The sequence below is a fragment of the Nonomuraea recticatena genome (assembly GCF_039533245.1).
Taxonomy (GTDB): Bacteria; Actinomycetota; Actinomycetes; order Streptosporangiales; family Streptosporangiaceae; genus Nonomuraea; species Nonomuraea roseola.
The window spans coordinates 47,801-62,557 of record NZ_BAAATE010000004.1; the positions used below are offsets into that span (position 1 = coordinate 47,801).

At 70.8% G+C, this 14,757-nt stretch carries 14 protein-coding genes; 3 read left to right on the top strand and 11 right to left on the bottom strand.

Annotation, left to right across the window (positions count from 1 at the left end; translation table 11 throughout):
• Window positions 1–232 precede the first annotated feature (232 nt).
• Window positions 233–1,843: a DUF885 domain-containing protein gene (locus tag ABFX50_RS09170; RefSeq protein ID WP_346145003.1), complete on the bottom strand. Its 1,611-nt coding sequence runs from the start codon at window positions 1,841–1,843 to the stop codon at window positions 233–235.
• Window positions 1,844–1,908: 65 nt separating this feature from the next.
• Window positions 1,909–2,067: a hypothetical protein gene (locus tag ABFX50_RS09175; RefSeq protein WP_183655690.1), complete on the bottom strand. Its 159-nt coding sequence runs from the start codon at window positions 2,065–2,067 to the stop codon at window positions 1,909–1,911.
• Between the two features lie 227 nt (window positions 2,068–2,294).
• On the opposite strand from ABFX50_RS09175, the gene ABFX50_RS09180 reads away from it, so the two are divergent.
• Together ABFX50_RS09180 and ABFX50_RS09185 are read left to right on the top strand one after the other, a co-directional pair.
• The gene (locus tag ABFX50_RS09180; protein ID WP_346145005.1) at window positions 2,295–3,239 is read left to right on the top strand and encodes a GNAT family N-acetyltransferase; all 945 of its coding nucleotides are present in this window, start codon (window positions 2,295–2,297) and stop codon (window positions 3,237–3,239) included.
• Between the two features lie 252 nt (window positions 3,240–3,491).
• Complete coding sequence (locus ABFX50_RS09185) at window positions 3,492–3,971, top strand: hypothetical protein (protein WP_346145007.1); 480 nt, start codon at window positions 3,492–3,494, stop codon at window positions 3,969–3,971.
• Window positions 3,972–4,010: 39 nt separating this feature from the next.
• Here the strand turns inward: ABFX50_RS09185 and ABFX50_RS09190 are convergent, their stop codons facing one another.
• From ABFX50_RS09190 to ABFX50_RS09230, 9 genes are all read right to left on the bottom strand, one after another.
• Window positions 4,011–6,863 carry a CDP-glycerol glycerophosphotransferase family protein gene (locus ABFX50_RS09190; protein ID WP_346145009.1) on the bottom strand — a complete coding sequence of 951 codons (2,853 nt, stop codon included), beginning with the start codon at window positions 6,861–6,863 and terminating at the stop codon, window positions 4,011–4,013.
• 93 nt (window positions 6,864–6,956) lie between these two features.
• Window positions 6,957–7,277, bottom strand: coding sequence for an MGMT family protein (locus ABFX50_RS09195; protein WP_346145011.1), 321 nt, complete (start codon window positions 7,275–7,277; stop codon window positions 6,957–6,959).
• Complete coding sequence (locus ABFX50_RS09200) at window positions 7,271–7,606, bottom strand: hypothetical protein (protein WP_346145013.1); 336 nt, start codon at window positions 7,604–7,606, stop codon at window positions 7,271–7,273. Before ABFX50_RS09200 ends, ABFX50_RS09195 begins: the two co-directional genes overlap by 7 nt.
• A 37-nt stretch (window positions 7,607–7,643) precedes the next feature.
• Window positions 7,644–8,828: a S8 family serine peptidase gene (locus tag ABFX50_RS09205; RefSeq protein WP_346145015.1), complete on the bottom strand. Its 1,185-nt coding sequence runs from the start codon at window positions 8,826–8,828 to the stop codon at window positions 7,644–7,646.
• Window positions 8,804–9,721 carry a hypothetical protein gene (locus ABFX50_RS09210; RefSeq protein ID WP_346145017.1) on the bottom strand — a complete coding sequence of 306 codons (918 nt, stop codon included), beginning with the start codon at window positions 9,719–9,721 and terminating at the stop codon, window positions 8,804–8,806. Before ABFX50_RS09210 ends, ABFX50_RS09205 begins: the two co-directional genes overlap by 25 nt.
• Before the next feature lie 95 nt (window positions 9,722–9,816).
• Complete coding sequence (locus tag ABFX50_RS09215) at window positions 9,817–11,019, bottom strand: S8 family serine peptidase (RefSeq protein WP_183655678.1); 1,203 nt, start codon at window positions 11,017–11,019, stop codon at window positions 9,817–9,819.
• Window positions 11,013–11,732, bottom strand: coding sequence for a hypothetical protein (locus tag ABFX50_RS09220; RefSeq protein ID WP_346145019.1), 720 nt, complete (start codon window positions 11,730–11,732; stop codon window positions 11,013–11,015). Before ABFX50_RS09220 ends, ABFX50_RS09215 begins: the two co-directional genes overlap by 7 nt.
• A 227-nt stretch (window positions 11,733–11,959) precedes the next feature.
• Window positions 11,960–13,141 (bottom strand): adenylyltransferase/sulfurtransferase MoeZ, encoded by a 1,182-nt coding sequence (gene moeZ, locus ABFX50_RS09225; protein ID WP_346145021.1) that lies wholly within the window; start codon window positions 13,139–13,141, stop codon window positions 11,960–11,962.
• 41 nt (window positions 13,142–13,182) lie between these two features.
• Window positions 13,183–14,082 carry an alpha/beta fold hydrolase gene (locus tag ABFX50_RS09230; protein ID WP_346145023.1) on the bottom strand — a complete coding sequence of 300 codons (900 nt, stop codon included), beginning with the start codon at window positions 14,080–14,082 and terminating at the stop codon, window positions 13,183–13,185.
• Window positions 14,083–14,378: 296 nt separating this feature from the next.
• Here ABFX50_RS09230 and ABFX50_RS09235 point away from each other — a divergent pair, with 296 nt between their 5' ends.
• Window positions 14,379–14,702 (top strand): hypothetical protein, encoded by a 324-nt coding sequence (locus ABFX50_RS09235; protein WP_346145025.1) that lies wholly within the window; start codon window positions 14,379–14,381, stop codon window positions 14,700–14,702.
• The last annotated feature ends 55 nt before the right edge of the window (window positions 14,703–14,757 follow it).

Below are 14,757 nucleotides of genomic sequence, written 5' to 3' on the forward strand. Positions count from 1 at the left end.
ATTCATGCACATCCGTTACGGCAAGCGCTGGTCACGGCCACCGTGGTCGCCGGTGGCCGTCCGTCCATCACGCGTGCTCCGGCAGGACTTCGGCCGCCGCCGTCACGTCGCCCACTCCACGTGACGGCGTGACGACGTGACGGCGGGAACCGGAGTCCTGCTGGAGTGGCGTGCTCGGACGGGGCTCAGCCGGTGACCACGGCGGGGCTGAGTCCGCCTTGCCGTAGCGGATCTAGAGGGAGGAGAGCGCCGAGCGGAGGCCGGACAGGCCGATCGGGCCGAGGTCGAGCGCGGCGGTGTGCCACTGCTTGAGGTCGAAGCCCGGCTTGCTCGCGGCCTCCGCGCGCGCCTCCAGCCAGGCGCGCTCGCCGAGCTTGTAGGAGATCGCCTGCGCCGGCCAGCCGAAGTACCTGACGATCTCGGGGTGCACGGTGTGCTCCACCGCGCGCCCGCGCTCCCTCAGCACCTCGCACGCCTTCTCGAAGCTCCAGCGGGAGCCGTCGGGCAGCGGCAGGTCCAGGTGGACACCGATGTCGATCACCACGCGGGCGGCGCGCAGCGCGGAGTCGGCCAGCATGCCGAGCCGGGTGCCAGGCTCGGTGTGCCAGCCCAGCTCGTCGGCCAGCCGCTCGGCGTACAGCGCCCAGCCCTCGCCGTGCCCGCTCACCCAGGAGAACTTCGCATACCTCGACAGACTGTCGCCCGCCACGGTGACCGCGCCGAGCTGCAGGTGGTGGCCGGGCACGCCCTCGTGGAAGACGGTGGACAGCTCGCTCCACGTGGCGAACTTCTCCCTGCCGCCGACGGGCCACCAGGTGCGTCCAGGACGCGACAGGTCCTCGCTCGGCGCGGTGTAGTAGGCCGAACCGGACGTCGAGCCCGGCGCCAGCGTCACGTCGATCGTGCGCAGCGGCTCGGCGATGTCGAAGTGGGTGCCGTGCAGCGCGGCGATGGCCCCGTCGTGCTTGTCCTTGAGCCAGGCGAGGAAGGCGTCGGCGCCGACCACGTACTGGGTCGCGTTGAGGTGGGCGATCACCTCGTCGACGCTCGCGCCTGGCAGGATCGCGTGAGCCTCCTGCCGCATCTCCTCCTCGATCCGCGCCAGCTCGGCCCAGCCCCACTCGTAGGCGTCGACCAGGTCGAGGTCCGCGCCGAGGTTCCGCCTGGCGGCCACCGCGTAGCGCTCGGCGCCCACGCCGTCGCGCTCGGCGGCCCTGGGCGCGTACTCCTCACGCAGGTAGCGGGCCGCGTCCGCGTAGCCCTGGTGGGCAAGAGCGGCGGCCTTGGCGAGCTCGCCTGCGAGGGGCCCGTCACCGTAGGAGGCGACGAGGGCGTCGTGGGTGCCGGCGTACTTGTCGGCCGCGCCCGCGCCCTCCACCGCCTGCCGCCGGGCGGCCAGAAGGCCGCGCCTGACGCCCTCCTCCAGCGAGCTCCGCCAGCTCGCCAGCATCCCGGGCACCGCGGCGAGGTGCGCGGCCACCTTGCGCCAGTGCTCCTCTCCGTCGGTGGGCAGCAGGTCGATGCTGTCCCTGACGGTGGACAGCAGTCCGAACGGGCTGCTCAGGTCGGCGTACTGCTCGCCAGTCTCGTACCAGGCGGCGTCGGCCTCGAGGCGCTCGCGCAGGTGGCTCGCGGCCCTGCGGTCGGCGTCGTTCTCGGGCTCAAGGGTGTCGAGTGCGGCGAGCGTGGACTTCAGCAGCTCGTGCCTGGCGGCGTGGCCGTCGGGGCTGTAGTCGGTGGAAACGCCGAAGTCTCCCGAGATGCCCATGTAGACGGCGTCCACGGGGTCGAGCTGGGCGGACCTGGTGATGTGCTCATCGCACAGCCGGAAAATCGGTGTCATTCCGGCAAAGGTACAGAGCGACCTCTTCCAGGTCATTTCCATTACGACGTCGCGGGCCTCAAGGCTTACCTGACCACGAACCCCCGCCAGACGACGCGCCGCCTGTTCTGCACGGGCCACTCACCGGTCCTGACGCCGGAGTGCACCAGCGCCACCAGCGCGACCCCCATCCCACCGACCACCAGCACGCCCATGACCAGCATGAGGATGTGTCCCAGATCCATGACGAGTCCCCTTTAGTTGAATATTTAACTAGATGCCCACAACCATCCCGTCTCGCCCGGCATTCCCTGGGGGGCGTCCCTTGCCCCGCCTCGCACCGCCCGATACCGTACGTCCGTTGATCACGCACGAAGGAGGTGAGGAGCCGCATGTACCCCGTTACGCTTTCGCGCTCCCACAGGACCCAGGTGTCCGCCTGACGGGAGCGCTCCTTCCACAGGAGAATCCCTTGACCGCATTGGTCATCCGCGCACTCGCCGACGAGAGCGAGTTCGCCCTTTTCGACAGCATCACCACCCTGCCCACGTCCGGTGTCGGACAGCGTATGCGCCCCTTCCTGGAACTGGCCGCCGAAGGCGAGTACCGGCCGGAGTGGGTCTGGATCGCCCAGCGAGACGAGCGGGTCGTCGCCAGGGCCGCCTTCAGCGCCCCACACCTCGCGGAGCACCCGTGGGGCCTCGACTACCTCGACTTCGACACCGTCGAGAACGGCGCCGCCCTGCTCAAGGCCGCCTACGCCGCGCTCGTCACTCCCGACTACCACTCACCGATCGGCCCGCGGCCGGAGTACAACCTCCTGCTGCCCCCGGACTGGCGCGAGCGTCCCGACGCCTTCGCCGAGGCCAGCGCCCGTATCCAGGCCGCGGAGAAGGCGGGACTGACCTTCCACGTCGAGCGGCTCAACCTGCGCTGGATCCCCGAGTACGGCCTGCCTCCCCGCTCGACCAGGCTCGCCTTCACCCCTGTCACGGACGAACAGGTCCTGCTGGATCTGATGGTCCACATCGTCACCGGCAGCCTGGACGCGGGAGACCAGGCGGACCTGCGCAGCATGTCGCCCAAGGAGGTCGCGGCTCACCTCATGGCCATGGTCGGCGACATGCCCGGCGGACGCGACAGGTGGCGGCTGGCCTACAACGCGGCGGGCGAGCTGGTCGGCATGGTGATGCCCACCCGCAACGACCGTTCCGCGACGACCGGCTACATCGGCGTCGACCACCGGCACCGCGGCCACGGCTACGCGTACGACCTGCTGGCGGAGGCGATGCACATCTTCGCGGCGGAGGGCGAACCCCTGATCATCGACAACACCGACGTCGGCAACCATCCGATGGCGGCGACGTTCGAACGGATCGGCTACCGGGTCACGGGCCGGCGCATTCTGATGGTGTGAGGCTGATCGGGGCCGCGCGATCGCCCGTCCACCGCCCTTTCGGGCGTGCTCGCGTGGAACGGCGCCGCCACACGCCCGCCTGATCGGTGCGACGCCTGTCGAGGCGGCCGGGCTCCGGCCGCCTCGACAGGGACGCCATGCTTCGGCGACCGCCGACACGTCCCGCGTCTAGGTTGAGCCGCGGGTCGGCCAGATGGGCCGTGAGGCCCGGACGCGACCTTCCTGCAGAGCGCACCGAGATGGAGACGGACAATGACGCATGAGATTCCGATCACCGACGACCGCTCCCCCGCGCTGGTCGTGACGGCGATGGTCGACCACGTCCTGGGCCTGGCTGCCACATGGACGGCGTGGGACGGCCGGCCGTTCCACACCGATCAGCGGATCTACACCCCGCACAAGGCGATCCGCAGGGTGGCCGACCACCTCGTCGACCACCTCGCCGAGTTGGAGGCACGGTTGGCGGGACACGAGACCGTCCCTGATCGCTGGCACGCGTCGGCGATCACCACCCCCGCGGATCTGACGCACTTCACCGAGCAGGACCTGGAGGAGGCTTCGAGCCGGCTCCTCCGTCTCGCCCGGATCTGGTCCGCCCGGCTGAACGCGCTCACCTCCGACGAACTGGACCGCTCACCCGGCGAGGGCTGGACCTTCCGGCAGATCGCGTTCCACCTGGGTGGATCGGTCTACTACGCCGATGCCGTCGGAGACCTGTCGACGGTTCACTGACCCACGACCTGCCATGCCCTTCAGCCCCTTGGGCGAGCCCTACGAGAAGACGTGGTCGACGACCCTGGCCGTCGCCTTGCCGTCGTCGCGAGGCGCGTACGTGGCTCTGAACGCCTCGTAGCGGTCCGCGTGCGCGGCCGCCACCGTGTCGATCGACCGCAGGGCCTCCACGACCTCGCCCGACTTCGACAGCAGCGGCCCGGGAGCCTGCGAGGCCAGGTCCAGGTACAGCCCCCGCCTCGACGAGTACTTCTCCAGGTCGTAGGTGAAGAAGACGATCGGCCGTCCCGTCGCCACGAAGTCGAACATCGACGACGAGTAGTCCGTGACCAGCACGTCCGCCACCAGCAGGAGGTCGGACATGTCGGGGTAGGTGGTGACGTCGTGCGCCACCTCCCCCGGCACGAGCGGCATCGCCTGCATCGGGTGCGCCCGCACCAGCAGTTCGTGGTCGGCGCCGAGCTCGGCCCTGGCCAGCGACAGGTCCAGCTTGATGGTGCTGTTCTTCCTGTCGTAGTCGCGCCATGTCGGCGCGTAGAGCACGACCTTCTTGCCCTCGATCAGCCCCAGCCGCCGCCGTACGGCAGCCGCCAGCTCCTCCCTGTCGGGTGAGCTGAGCACGTCGTTGCGCGGCAGCCCGCTCTCCAGCACCTCGCCCTTGTACCCGAACGCCTCGCGCAGCACAGGCGTCGCCCACGGGGACTGGGACAGCAGCACGTCCCAGCCCCGCACCTCCGCCGCCTGGCGGTACCAGACAGGCGGGCGGGGGTCGCGGGACATGTGCGGCAGGTCGTTGCCGATGCGCTTGGCGGGCGTGCCGTGCCAGACCTGGACGACGACCTGGTCCTCGCGCGCCCTGAACCAGGCGGGCAGGAAGGAGTTGGTCACGATGTGCCGGGAACGTGCCAGTGCCGCGTGGTGCTCGCGGCTGCCCGCGCGGACCACGGTGGCGGGTCCCGGCGGCACGAACGCGCCGTCCTTGACGATCCAGATGTGCTCGCGGTCGTCTCCGCGCCGCAGCCGCTCCTCGTAGATCGCGCGGACGCTGTCGGCGTAGTGGCGGCCGTCGTTGACCACGTAGACGGTCGCGTCGTTCAGCGGCTCGCCGCGCTGGGCCGGGTAGAAGACGCGACGCAGCACGTGGGTGCCCGCGACGCCCTTCTCGTCGGCGGGACGCGACTCCTCCGCCATGAGCACGGGCACGTCGAAGCGGGTGGACACGAACCGGTAGCCACGTCCCGCGAAGGAGTGGCGGCTCTCGTCGAGCGAGGGCAGCGCCGCGTGCGAGACCCGCACGGGCACGATCTCGCCCGTGGGGTGGCGCACCGACAGGTTCCAGGTGCCCGACGGCATGGGGACGAGCTCCCCGAACCGCTCCATCTCGGACGGCTTCAGCCGTACGGTGAAGGCGTCGCCGGAGCGTGCCATGTCCGCGTGGTACATCAGCCCCGAGCGGTGCCTGAGCGACATCCGCCGCGCGCCTTCGGCGTCGGGGTACTCGCCACGCAGTTCGAGCACGGGTCCGTCCCACGAGACGGAGGTGATCACCGGCCTGATCCTGTGCGCGGAGACGACGACGCGGTCACGCCTGTCGCCGAGCACGGTGATCTCGCGGTCGCCGACCTGCGCCCTGGTCTCCTCCAGCGCGTCGCCGAGCATGACGGAGGCCGCGGGGTCGCCCTTGGGCTCGACCCACAGCCGCCGCCCGTCCTTCTCCTGGAGCAGGGCGGGCACGGCCAGCGTCACCAGCACGTTGGTGCCGCCCTCGACGGGCTGGAAGTCGGCGTGCATGCGGTGGCCGCCGAGCCTGGCATGGCCCTTGGTGCAGGTGCGGCCGGCCAGGAAGACGGTCAGCTCGAGCCGCTCGCCGTCGAGCTTCACCCCTGTCAGCTCGGCCCTGTTCGGCTGGAGCACGACCTGGAGCGCCCGGTCGGAGGTCCAGACGGGACGCACCCACCAGCGCGGCTTGACCCGCAGCCCCGCGGGCCGCTCGGTCCTGCCGAGGGAGGCCCCGCGCAGCAGTCCGGTGGCCCTGGCGCCGCGGGACCAGAAGACGATCTCCGCGCGCCAGGTGGTGGTGTCCTGGACGGCGGGCCTGTGGCGCATCTTGCGCCGCACCGCCGAGACCGCGGCGCGCAGCGAGGAGCGCCAGCGCAGCGGCCAGGGGCTCAGGGTGGCGGTGAAGCCCGACCAGTCGTAGTTGCAGCCCGGCTCACGCGCGGCGTGGGTGGCCTCGGGCGCGAGCGTGCGGCGGGTGCGCATCCGCACCGGCGGCAGCCAGCGGGGGCCGCGCAGCACGACGGTCGCCCTGTTGAAGCGTCGGCTGCGCACCGACAGGCCCGCCAGGTAGGCGTAGCCGTCGACACGGAGCCTGCCGTTCTCCCAGACGATGTCGTCGATCTGCGTGACGGGCACCAGGTCGGAGCGGCGCAGCCGGTAGAGGTCGTGCGGGAGTTCGTCGGCGAAGGGCAGGTCGGCATACCAGCGCAGGCCCTTGCGGATGCGCTTGGACGGCTCGGCCGCGGCCGCGATGACCTTGGTGAGCGCGTCGCCGTCGATCAGCTCGTCGTCGGAGCGGTGCTCGACCAGGTGGTAGGCGAGCCTGCGCGCGACGGGCAGGTCGCGCTTGACGCCCTGGTCGACCTCTGCCAGATAGGGCCTGAACAGGGTGACCAGTTCGCGCCTGCGGGCGGCGCCGCGCTTGGCGGCCTGGTCGAAACGCTGGCCGAGCGAGCCGCTCAGCACTTCGGCGTCGAACGCGCGCCGCTCGTCGGGGGGCAGCCCCGCTGACCGGACGGTCCGCATGATCACATCCAGCGGCTCCCCCCGGTCACAGAGGTCCTGGACAACCCTCAGGCGCTCGGCGACGACGTCGCCGGTCGGGGTGGCCATGAAGGGGCACCGCCTTTCGGACCCGGGAACAGGTGGGCACGGTCCTTCGCTATGGTAATGCGCGTCACATGCCACAAATCCGCAAAAAGCGTGTCATGCCAGGTCAGTTGGTTCCTGAAAGTCCCCTGAAGGCAACCATCGGGCGCGTCGCATGTCGACTTTCTCGCCACGCAGCGGTGTGTCCTCCTCGCGCCAGTGCGCCAGCGCCCTGTCGAGAAGCCCCGCCGCCGCCGTTCCGTCGGCGTGCACGACGCGCCACCACGGCACGCCTCCGCCCCAGGTGGACATGACCGTGCCCACCTGCCGGGGCCCGCCCTCCCCGAGGTACTCGGCGATGTCTCCGTAGGCCATGACCTGGCCGGACGGGATCCGCTCGACGACGTCGAGCACCCGCTCACCGTAGGGGCTCACCATGCGGCGGGGCCCTCCACGAGAATCTGGTCGATCTTGCCGATCGGGTCCCCGTCGACCTCGATGACGCCGTCGCGCAGGTAGTAGTGCTCGCCGTCCTCGCCGAGCAGACGGCCGCCGAGCACCGCGGCGAGCCGGACGAGCTGGGCCACGTCCCAGTCGGACGAGGGGCGGCCGACCACGCGCTCGCGCCAGTGCGCGACGGGACGGGGCTCGTCGCCGACGAGGATCTCTCCCTGGTCGCACAGCGAGAACCCGGCGGGCGCCATCGCTTTCGCGAGCTCGGCGAAGGCGAGCGGAGACTCACGCTCCACGTGCAGCTCGTAACTCATGAGGCGGGACCATAGCCGACAAAAGCCACGATCGTGATCAGTTTCGGCGGGTTCGCTGGCTCAGCAGCGTGACGGCGCCGCCGAACGCCACCAACGCCAGCAGCACGCCACCGCCGAACAGCCACATCCGCCACGGGCTCGGCCCAGGGGGCGAGGGCAGCGGCGCCTTCTCCCCCGCGCCGAAGTGCTGGCCGTCGGGGACGGCGACGCCGCGCTGCTGACCGACCAGCTCGCCGGCCCTGGCGAGAGCGGCGGCCGCGTCCACCACGCCGAACCCGACCTTCTCGTCGTAGCCGGTGGAGGGACGGGCGCGGGCGCTGCCCGAGATGGCCTGGGCCACCTGCTCGGGAGGCAGGTTCGGATAGCGCGACTTGATCAGGGCGGCGACCCCTGAGACCAGCGCGGCCGCGGCGCTGGTGCCCTTGCTGGTGCCGAGCTCGCCGTCCGCGTTCACGACGGGCACGTCGACGCCGGGTGCGGCGATCATGACAGAGAGGTTGTCGCTGCTGAAGGCGGCCCGCTTGCCCTGTCTGTCGATCGCCGACACCCCGATCACGCCCGGGTAGCCGGCGGGGAAGCTCCAGTAGGAGGTGCCGTTGGAGGTGGCGTAGCGCCCCTGGCCGTCGTTGCCGACGGCGGCGACGAGCACCACACCCCTGCCGAGGGCGTAGGTGACGGCCTCGCGTTCGGATTTGCGGACGCCGTACGTGCCGATCGACATGCTGACGACCTTGGCGCCGCGGTCGGTGGCGTAGCGGATCGCCCTGGCCAGCGGGCTGTCCCTCATCGACTCCGCGTCCTGCTCAGGCGGGACGGCGTCGCCGCCGAGCGCCTCGTCCACGGTGATCGGCACCGACAGGATGCGGGAGCGCGGGGCAACACCGACGAAGCCGCCCTTCTCCCCCGAGGCGGCGATGAGCCCGGCCATCGCGGTGCCGTGGTCGCCGGGGGCGACGCTCTCCCTGTCGATGTTCGAGGTGGTCATGTCAGGAGCGACCGTCACCCTGCCCTTGAGCCCAGGGGCCTGCGGCGCCACGGCGCTGTCGACCACCGCGACCGTGACGCCCTCACCCTTGCTGACCGTCCAGGCCTGCTCGGCGTTTATCGCGGTCAGCACCCACTGCTGCTGCTCGCGGTCGGGTGGCGCGGCTGTGCCGTACAGCAGCACGGCGGCCGCCAGCATCGACCGGACGGCGGTCAGCACGCGTTCCCCTGGGTGCAACGCGGCACCTTGGGCGGCTCCGCGAGGAAGAAGGCGATCTGGCCGCCGACGGACCTGGCGGCCGGCCACAGCTCGCTGTGCAGGATCTCCTCGGCCGGCACGGCGGCGCGAGTGCGGCCGTCGGTGTAGCCCGCGGCGGAGAAGACGATGTAGGGCCCCGCGCCCACCCAGCCGTTGCGCTGGCGCTGGTCGAGGCCGAAGCGCTCGGTCACGGTGCCGGGGAAGGCGACGGGCAGCACCCCCACCCTGTCGTCGACCGACAGGGCCTCGGTGGCCGCCACCCTGGACTCCTCGTCCTTGAGCACCGCCACACCCACGGTGAACATGAACATCGCGCTCTGGTCGATGTAGGTGGCGCGCAGCATCGTCAGGCAGCCGTGCTCCTCGAGGACCTGCCCCACCGCGTTGTCGGCCGCCGCCGCGCACGTGCTCTCAGGGGCGATGCCGACCCTCCTGGCGTACTGCTGGGCCTCGTCGAGCCCCTGGTAGGCGACCTCCTCGGGGAAGACTCCCGTGGTCGGCCACGCCTGCCACCGCCTGGCGATCTCCTCCTGCTTGTAGCGGGTCTGCTCGGCGACCGTGAGGGGCCTGGACCTGGTCTCGGCGATGAGACCGACCGTGCCGAGGAGCACCACGACCGCGGACAGCGTCACGATCGCGCCGAGAATGGTGAGGAAGACGGTGCGAAACCGGACGCCTCGCTCAAGTGCCGCCCGCTCGGCGCGCTCCCTGGCCGCCTGGAGGTTCGTTCGGCCCGAGGCCGCCGGCCAGGCGCGCACGCGGGAGCGCCGGGTCACGGGGGCGCCGAGCGGGGATCCGCCCTTCGCCACCTGCCCGGTTCGGGGCAGCCCGGACACCGGCCGCCTGCGAGCCCGCCCTGACGTGTCCCCCACCGCTCCTCACTCACTCGGTCGGCGACGCGTTCCGGGACACTGATGTCCCGTTTCGCGCGTTTCTCCTACGTAATTCGTCCCCCTAAGGGCGCGGATCATGCGTCCTGGGGATTGTCCGCCCTGCGTGCCCGCCTGACCAGTGCGGTCAGAACCAGCACGGCGGTGAGCGCGGCGACGGCCGCGGCGGCGGCGATGGAGCCGTAGACCGCCACGCGCCGGTGGTCACGGTGGATGACCTGCACGGGTCCCGCCGCCACGCCGAGCGAACGGGCGGGGTCGTGGCTGTCGTCCCCCTTGGCGGTGAGCGTGTGCCTGGACAGTTTCGCCGCCTCGGCGAGCGCTCCCTCCGCGTTGACGACGCCGAACCCGGTGCCCGTGTCGTACCCGCCCGAGGGCCGTTGGGAGGCGCCCCTGGTGAGGGCCTGGGACACCATCGCGGGCGACATGCGGGGGTACTTGGCCTTGATGAGCGCGGCGACCCCCGACACCAGCGCGCTGGCCTGCGAGGTGCCCCTGCCGACCCAGTACTCGTCGCCGGGGCCCGCTCCCAGGATGTCGACGCCCGGCGCGGCCAGCAGCACCGACGGATTCCAGTTGGAGAAGGAGGCGCGGCGCAGCCCGCCGTCGGTGGCGGCCACCGAGACCACCCCAGGGAAGGCGGCGGGATAGGAGTAGGGCGCGAAGCCGCTGGCCGCGGGTTTGCGGGCGCCGTCGTTCCCCGCGGCGGCCACCAGCACGACCCCCTTGGAGATCGCGTAGCGGACGGCCTCGCGCTCCTCCTGGGTGGCCAGCTCCTTGGAGATCGACATGTTGACCACCTGGGCGCCCTGGTCGACGGCGTACCTGAGGCCCTTGGCCACCACGTCCTCGTAGCGCTTGGCGGTGTTGAACTGGCCGAACCCGGGCTCCTCCTCCTCGAGGATCACCCTGACGGACAGGATCCTGGCACGGGGCGCGACCCCGATGACGCCGTCGTTGTTCCCCGGTCCGTGGCCGTGGCCGGCGATGAGGGAGGCCATGTAGGTGCCGTGCAGCCGCAGCGGCGCCACGCCCGCGGGGTTGGCGCCCTGGGTGTAGTCGGTGCCGACGCTCACCGAGCCCACCAGGTCACGGTGGCCCGGGTCGACCCCCGAGTCGAGGACGGCGACCGTCACGCCCTCGCCCATGGTCGTCTTCCACGCCTGCGGCAGCCGGAGGGTCTTGATCACCTGCTGCTGGCTGGCACGCACCTCGTCGGCGTGCGCGGGCGGCGTCACCAGCAGCACCACCGCCGTCGCGAGAGCCGCCCGCCTCAGCACTGCCACCCCTTGGCGCCGCATTCGGGCATGCGCGGGGTGCTCAGCTCGGTCAGAACATGCTCGCCGAGGTCGGCGGCGAAGGAGAACACCGCGGGCCGCTGCCCGCCGACCGCTCGCGCGGGGCGTCCGTCCACCTGTCCCGCGGTCGTCAGCACGAGGTAGGGCCCCGCCTGCCGTACCGACCCCGCCTGGCGGCCCGCCGCGGTGAACCGGTCGGTGACCGTGCCGGCGAAGGCCATCGGGCGGATGCCGGGCACGGGCTTGCCCGAGGCGGAGAAGACCTTCTTGGCCCGTACGGCCCGCAGCTCGTCAGGCAGCGCGACCACGCCCACGGTCACGACCACGCCCTGCAGCGCGTCGAGGTAGGTGGCCCTGAGCACGGCCCTGCACCCCGCCCTGCGCAGTGCACTCTCGGCCTTCCTGTCCACCGCGCCCGCACAGTCGGTCGTCGTGGAGATGCCCACCCGGCGCGCCCGCTCCTCGCCACCCTGCTCCGCGTAGTAGGCCAGGGTGGCGGGGAAGATCCGTCCGGCGGGCCAGCTGCGCCAGCGGTCGGCGACCTCCCGTTTCGCCGCCCGCTCCAGCTCCGCCTGCGTCGGGCCCCGAGTGAGCTCTGCGCCCGCCGCACTGGCCGCGATGCCCGCGGTGATCGCGCAGATCAGCGCCAACGCGGACGTCACGACCACGGCGGGCCATGCGCGTCTTTTGCTCACCACTCGACCCTAATGCGGGAGGCCGAGTGACAGCCCCCCATCCGGCAGGAGTGGGGCGTGAAGCTTTGCCTGGTGGGGTCGCGCTTACTGAAGTGCGCACCGGTCGCCCGGTGGCCACGGCCCCTGATGAGAAAGGGTTCCCGGCCGTCGCAGGGCAGCATGTCGAGGACCCACCGAACAGGGGCACCGCGCCGCGGTGCCCCTGTTCGGTGTGTCCATGGACGTCGTCAGTAGCTGGGCAGGCTGGGGTCGACGGTCTTGACCCAGCTGAGCACGCCTCCGCCCACGTGGACGGCGTCGGAGAAGCCGGCGTTCTTCACGATCGCCAGCGCCTCGGCGGAGCGGGCGCCCGACTTGCAGTGGAGCACGATGCGCTTGTCCTGGGGCAGCTTCTCCAGGGCCGAGCCGTTCAGGAACTCGCCCTTGGGGATCAGCGTCGCACCCGGGATCGAGACGATCTCGTACTCGTTCTGCTCGCGGACGTCGATGAGGAAGATGTCCTCGCCGCTGTCCTGCATCGCCTTGAGCTCCTGGGCCGTGATCGTCGAGCCGGAGGCGGCCTCGGCGGCCTCGTCGGAGATCGTGCCGCAGAACGCCTCGTAGTCCTCGAGCAGCTCGGTGACCGTCGGGTTCTTGCCGCACAGCACGCACTCGGGGTCCTTGCGGACCTTGACGTCGCGGTACTTCATCTCGAGGGCGTCGTAGATCATCAGACGGCCGACGAGCGGGTCACCGATGCCGGCGAGCAGCTTGATGGCCTCGTTGACCTGGATGGAGCCGATCGAGGCGCACAGGACGCCCAGGACGCCGCCCTCGGCGCACGAAGGCACCATGCCGGGAGGCGGGGGCTCGGGGTAGAGGCAGCGGTAGCAGGGGCCGTGCTCGGCCCAGAAGACGCTCGCCTGGCCGTCGAAGCGATAGATGGAGCCCCAGACGTACGGCTTGCCGAGCAGCACGGCCGCGTCGTTGACCATGTACCGCGTGGCGAAGTTGTCGGTGCCGTCGACGATGAGGTCGTAGCCGGAGAAGATCTCCATCACGTTCTCTGTCGTCAGCGCCGTGTTGTGGATGATGACGTCGACCAGCGGGTTGATCTCCCTGACGGTCGCCGCGGCGCTCTCGGCCTTGGGCCTGCCCACGTCCGACTGGCCGTGGATGATCTGGCGCTGGAGGTTGGACTCGTCGACGACGTCGAAGTCGATGATGCCCAGCGTGCCCACGCCCGCCGCCGCGAGGTACATCAGCGCGGGCGAACCCAGGCCGCCCGCGCCCACACACAGCACCTTGGCGTTCTTCAGCCGCTTCTGCCCGGCCATGCCCACGTCGGGAATGATCAGGTGACGCGAGTAGCGGCGCACTTCATCGACGGTCAGCTCGGCGGCCGGCTCGACCAGAGGTGGCAACGACACAGTTCTACGCTCCCGATTAGGGGTCCTATCTCACTTGAAACCTAGCCGGGCAGTGGGGCATTCCCCAATCGCGTCTCAAGGATCAGACGGCGGGCCTCGGCGGCCACGGCGGCGGGCACCTCCATCTGGGCGACGTGTCCGGCATTTCGCAGCAGAACCAGCCTGACCTGCGGGAAGGTCCGCAGGGCGCGGCGCGCGGTGGCGGGTCTGACGAGGCGGTCCCTGCGGCCGTGGATGACCAGCGTGGGCGCGGCGACCCTGGCCGCCTGGCGCCACAGGTTCTGCTCGCCCAGCCTGAGGTACTCCGCCACGATCCCCCGCGTCGAGCCGATCAGCGCCCTCCCCGCGTACGGCAGGCCGTCCCGCCTGCGCAGCTCCTCGACCGCTTCGCGGAGCCTGGAGGGGTGGACGAGGGAGGCGTCGGCGTAGCACATGGCGAACGAGGCGTTGATGCGCTGTTCGGGGGGCAGGAAGCGCAGCCGGTCGGCCACCCACTCCCCCAGCCTGGGCGTGGCGGCGGCGGCCACGCGGGCGGGGCCGTACCTGGGGAGGAGGTCGGGCAGCGCGGGCGAGATGAGCGTGAGCGAGCGCACCAGGTCGGGCCGGGTGGCCGCGACGGAGACGGCGACGGCGCCGCCCAGCGAGTTGCCGAACAGGTGGGCGGGGCCCGTGTGCTCCATCAGCGCGATGACCGCGCGGGCGTGCGCGGACAGGGAGTAGTCGCCGTCCTCAGGGGCCGGGGAGTAGCCCGCGCCAGGCAGGTCGATGGCATGGCCCGTGACCAGGTCGCGCAGCTCGCCCATGAGGTCGGTCCAGTTGGTCGCCGACCCTGCCAGCCCGTGCACGAAGACCGCCTGCTCGGCCGCCGTTCCTTCAGGTGTCGAGCGCACGTGCACGTCGCCGATCATGCGTCCTGGCCAGTGCTCGATGGGTTCGGTCACCGTTCGTCCCCCTTCCGTTTCCTTGACGATAACGCGCTGCTCGGCATGGATCCGCCCCCTAACCCCTCCTTCTCTTATTTCGGACATATGCCGCCAACTATCACATACTTCGCGGATAACTATTTAATCAATGTAATGAAGGTATAGGCATCCGGTAAAACCGGGCATTCGTCGTTTGTGTCACCAATGGCCAGGAAACCATCACAACCAGGATGGCTTTGCGGCCAACCGAGATATTTCGTCCGAAACGGCGAGTATCGAAGAAGGCACACCAAATGCCTCAGGGGGAAAAGACAATGCCTAACATCAAGAAGCTCGCGGCTGCGATGGCACTCAGCACCGCACTCACCGGTGGCGTCGTCGGCGTCGGCGCCATGACCTCGGCCGCCGCCGCCGGCACCACCGTCGCCGCCGGCACCAGCACCTTCGCGAACGGCGGGGGGCACTGGGGGTGGGGCCACCGCCGCTGCGCGCCGTGGGAGCACCGCCTGAACCGCACCAAGATTCGGATCAACCACCACACCGGGCACGTGAGGTTCCGCAGGGTGAATGGCTGCGCCAAGATCCGCCACGCGGACAGCTTCCTGCACGGCAGGCACCACGGCCACCACGGCTGGTGAGCCGCCCACAGTGAGCGATCGACCGGGTGATTGACGGGCGAGGAGAAATACCCGC

Bases quoted from the DNA above. Each gene is read 5' to 3' on its own strand.
- ABFX50_RS09170 (WP_346145003.1), bottom strand. From the start codon at position 1,843: ATGACACCGATTTTCCGGCTGTGCGATGAGCACATCACCAGGTCCGCC.
- ABFX50_RS09175 (WP_183655690.1), bottom strand. From the start codon at position 2,067: ATGGATCTGGGACACATCCTCATGCTGGTCATGGGCGTGCTGGTGGTC.
- ABFX50_RS09185 (WP_346145007.1), top strand. From the start codon at position 3,492: ATGACGCATGAGATTCCGATCACCGACGACCGCTCCCCCGCGCTGGTC.
- ABFX50_RS09190 (WP_346145009.1), bottom strand. From the start codon at position 6,863: ATGGCCACCCCGACCGGCGACGTCGTCGCCGAGCGCCTGAGGGTTGTC.
- ABFX50_RS09195 (WP_346145011.1), bottom strand. From the start codon at position 7,277: ATGGTGAGCCCCTACGGTGAGCGGGTGCTCGACGTCGTCGAGCGGATC.
- ABFX50_RS09200 (WP_346145013.1), bottom strand. From the start codon at position 7,606: ATGAGTTACGAGCTGCACGTGGAGCGTGAGTCTCCGCTCGCCTTCGCC.
- ABFX50_RS09235 (WP_346145025.1), top strand. From the start codon at position 14,379: ATGCCTAACATCAAGAAGCTCGCGGCTGCGATGGCACTCAGCACCGCA.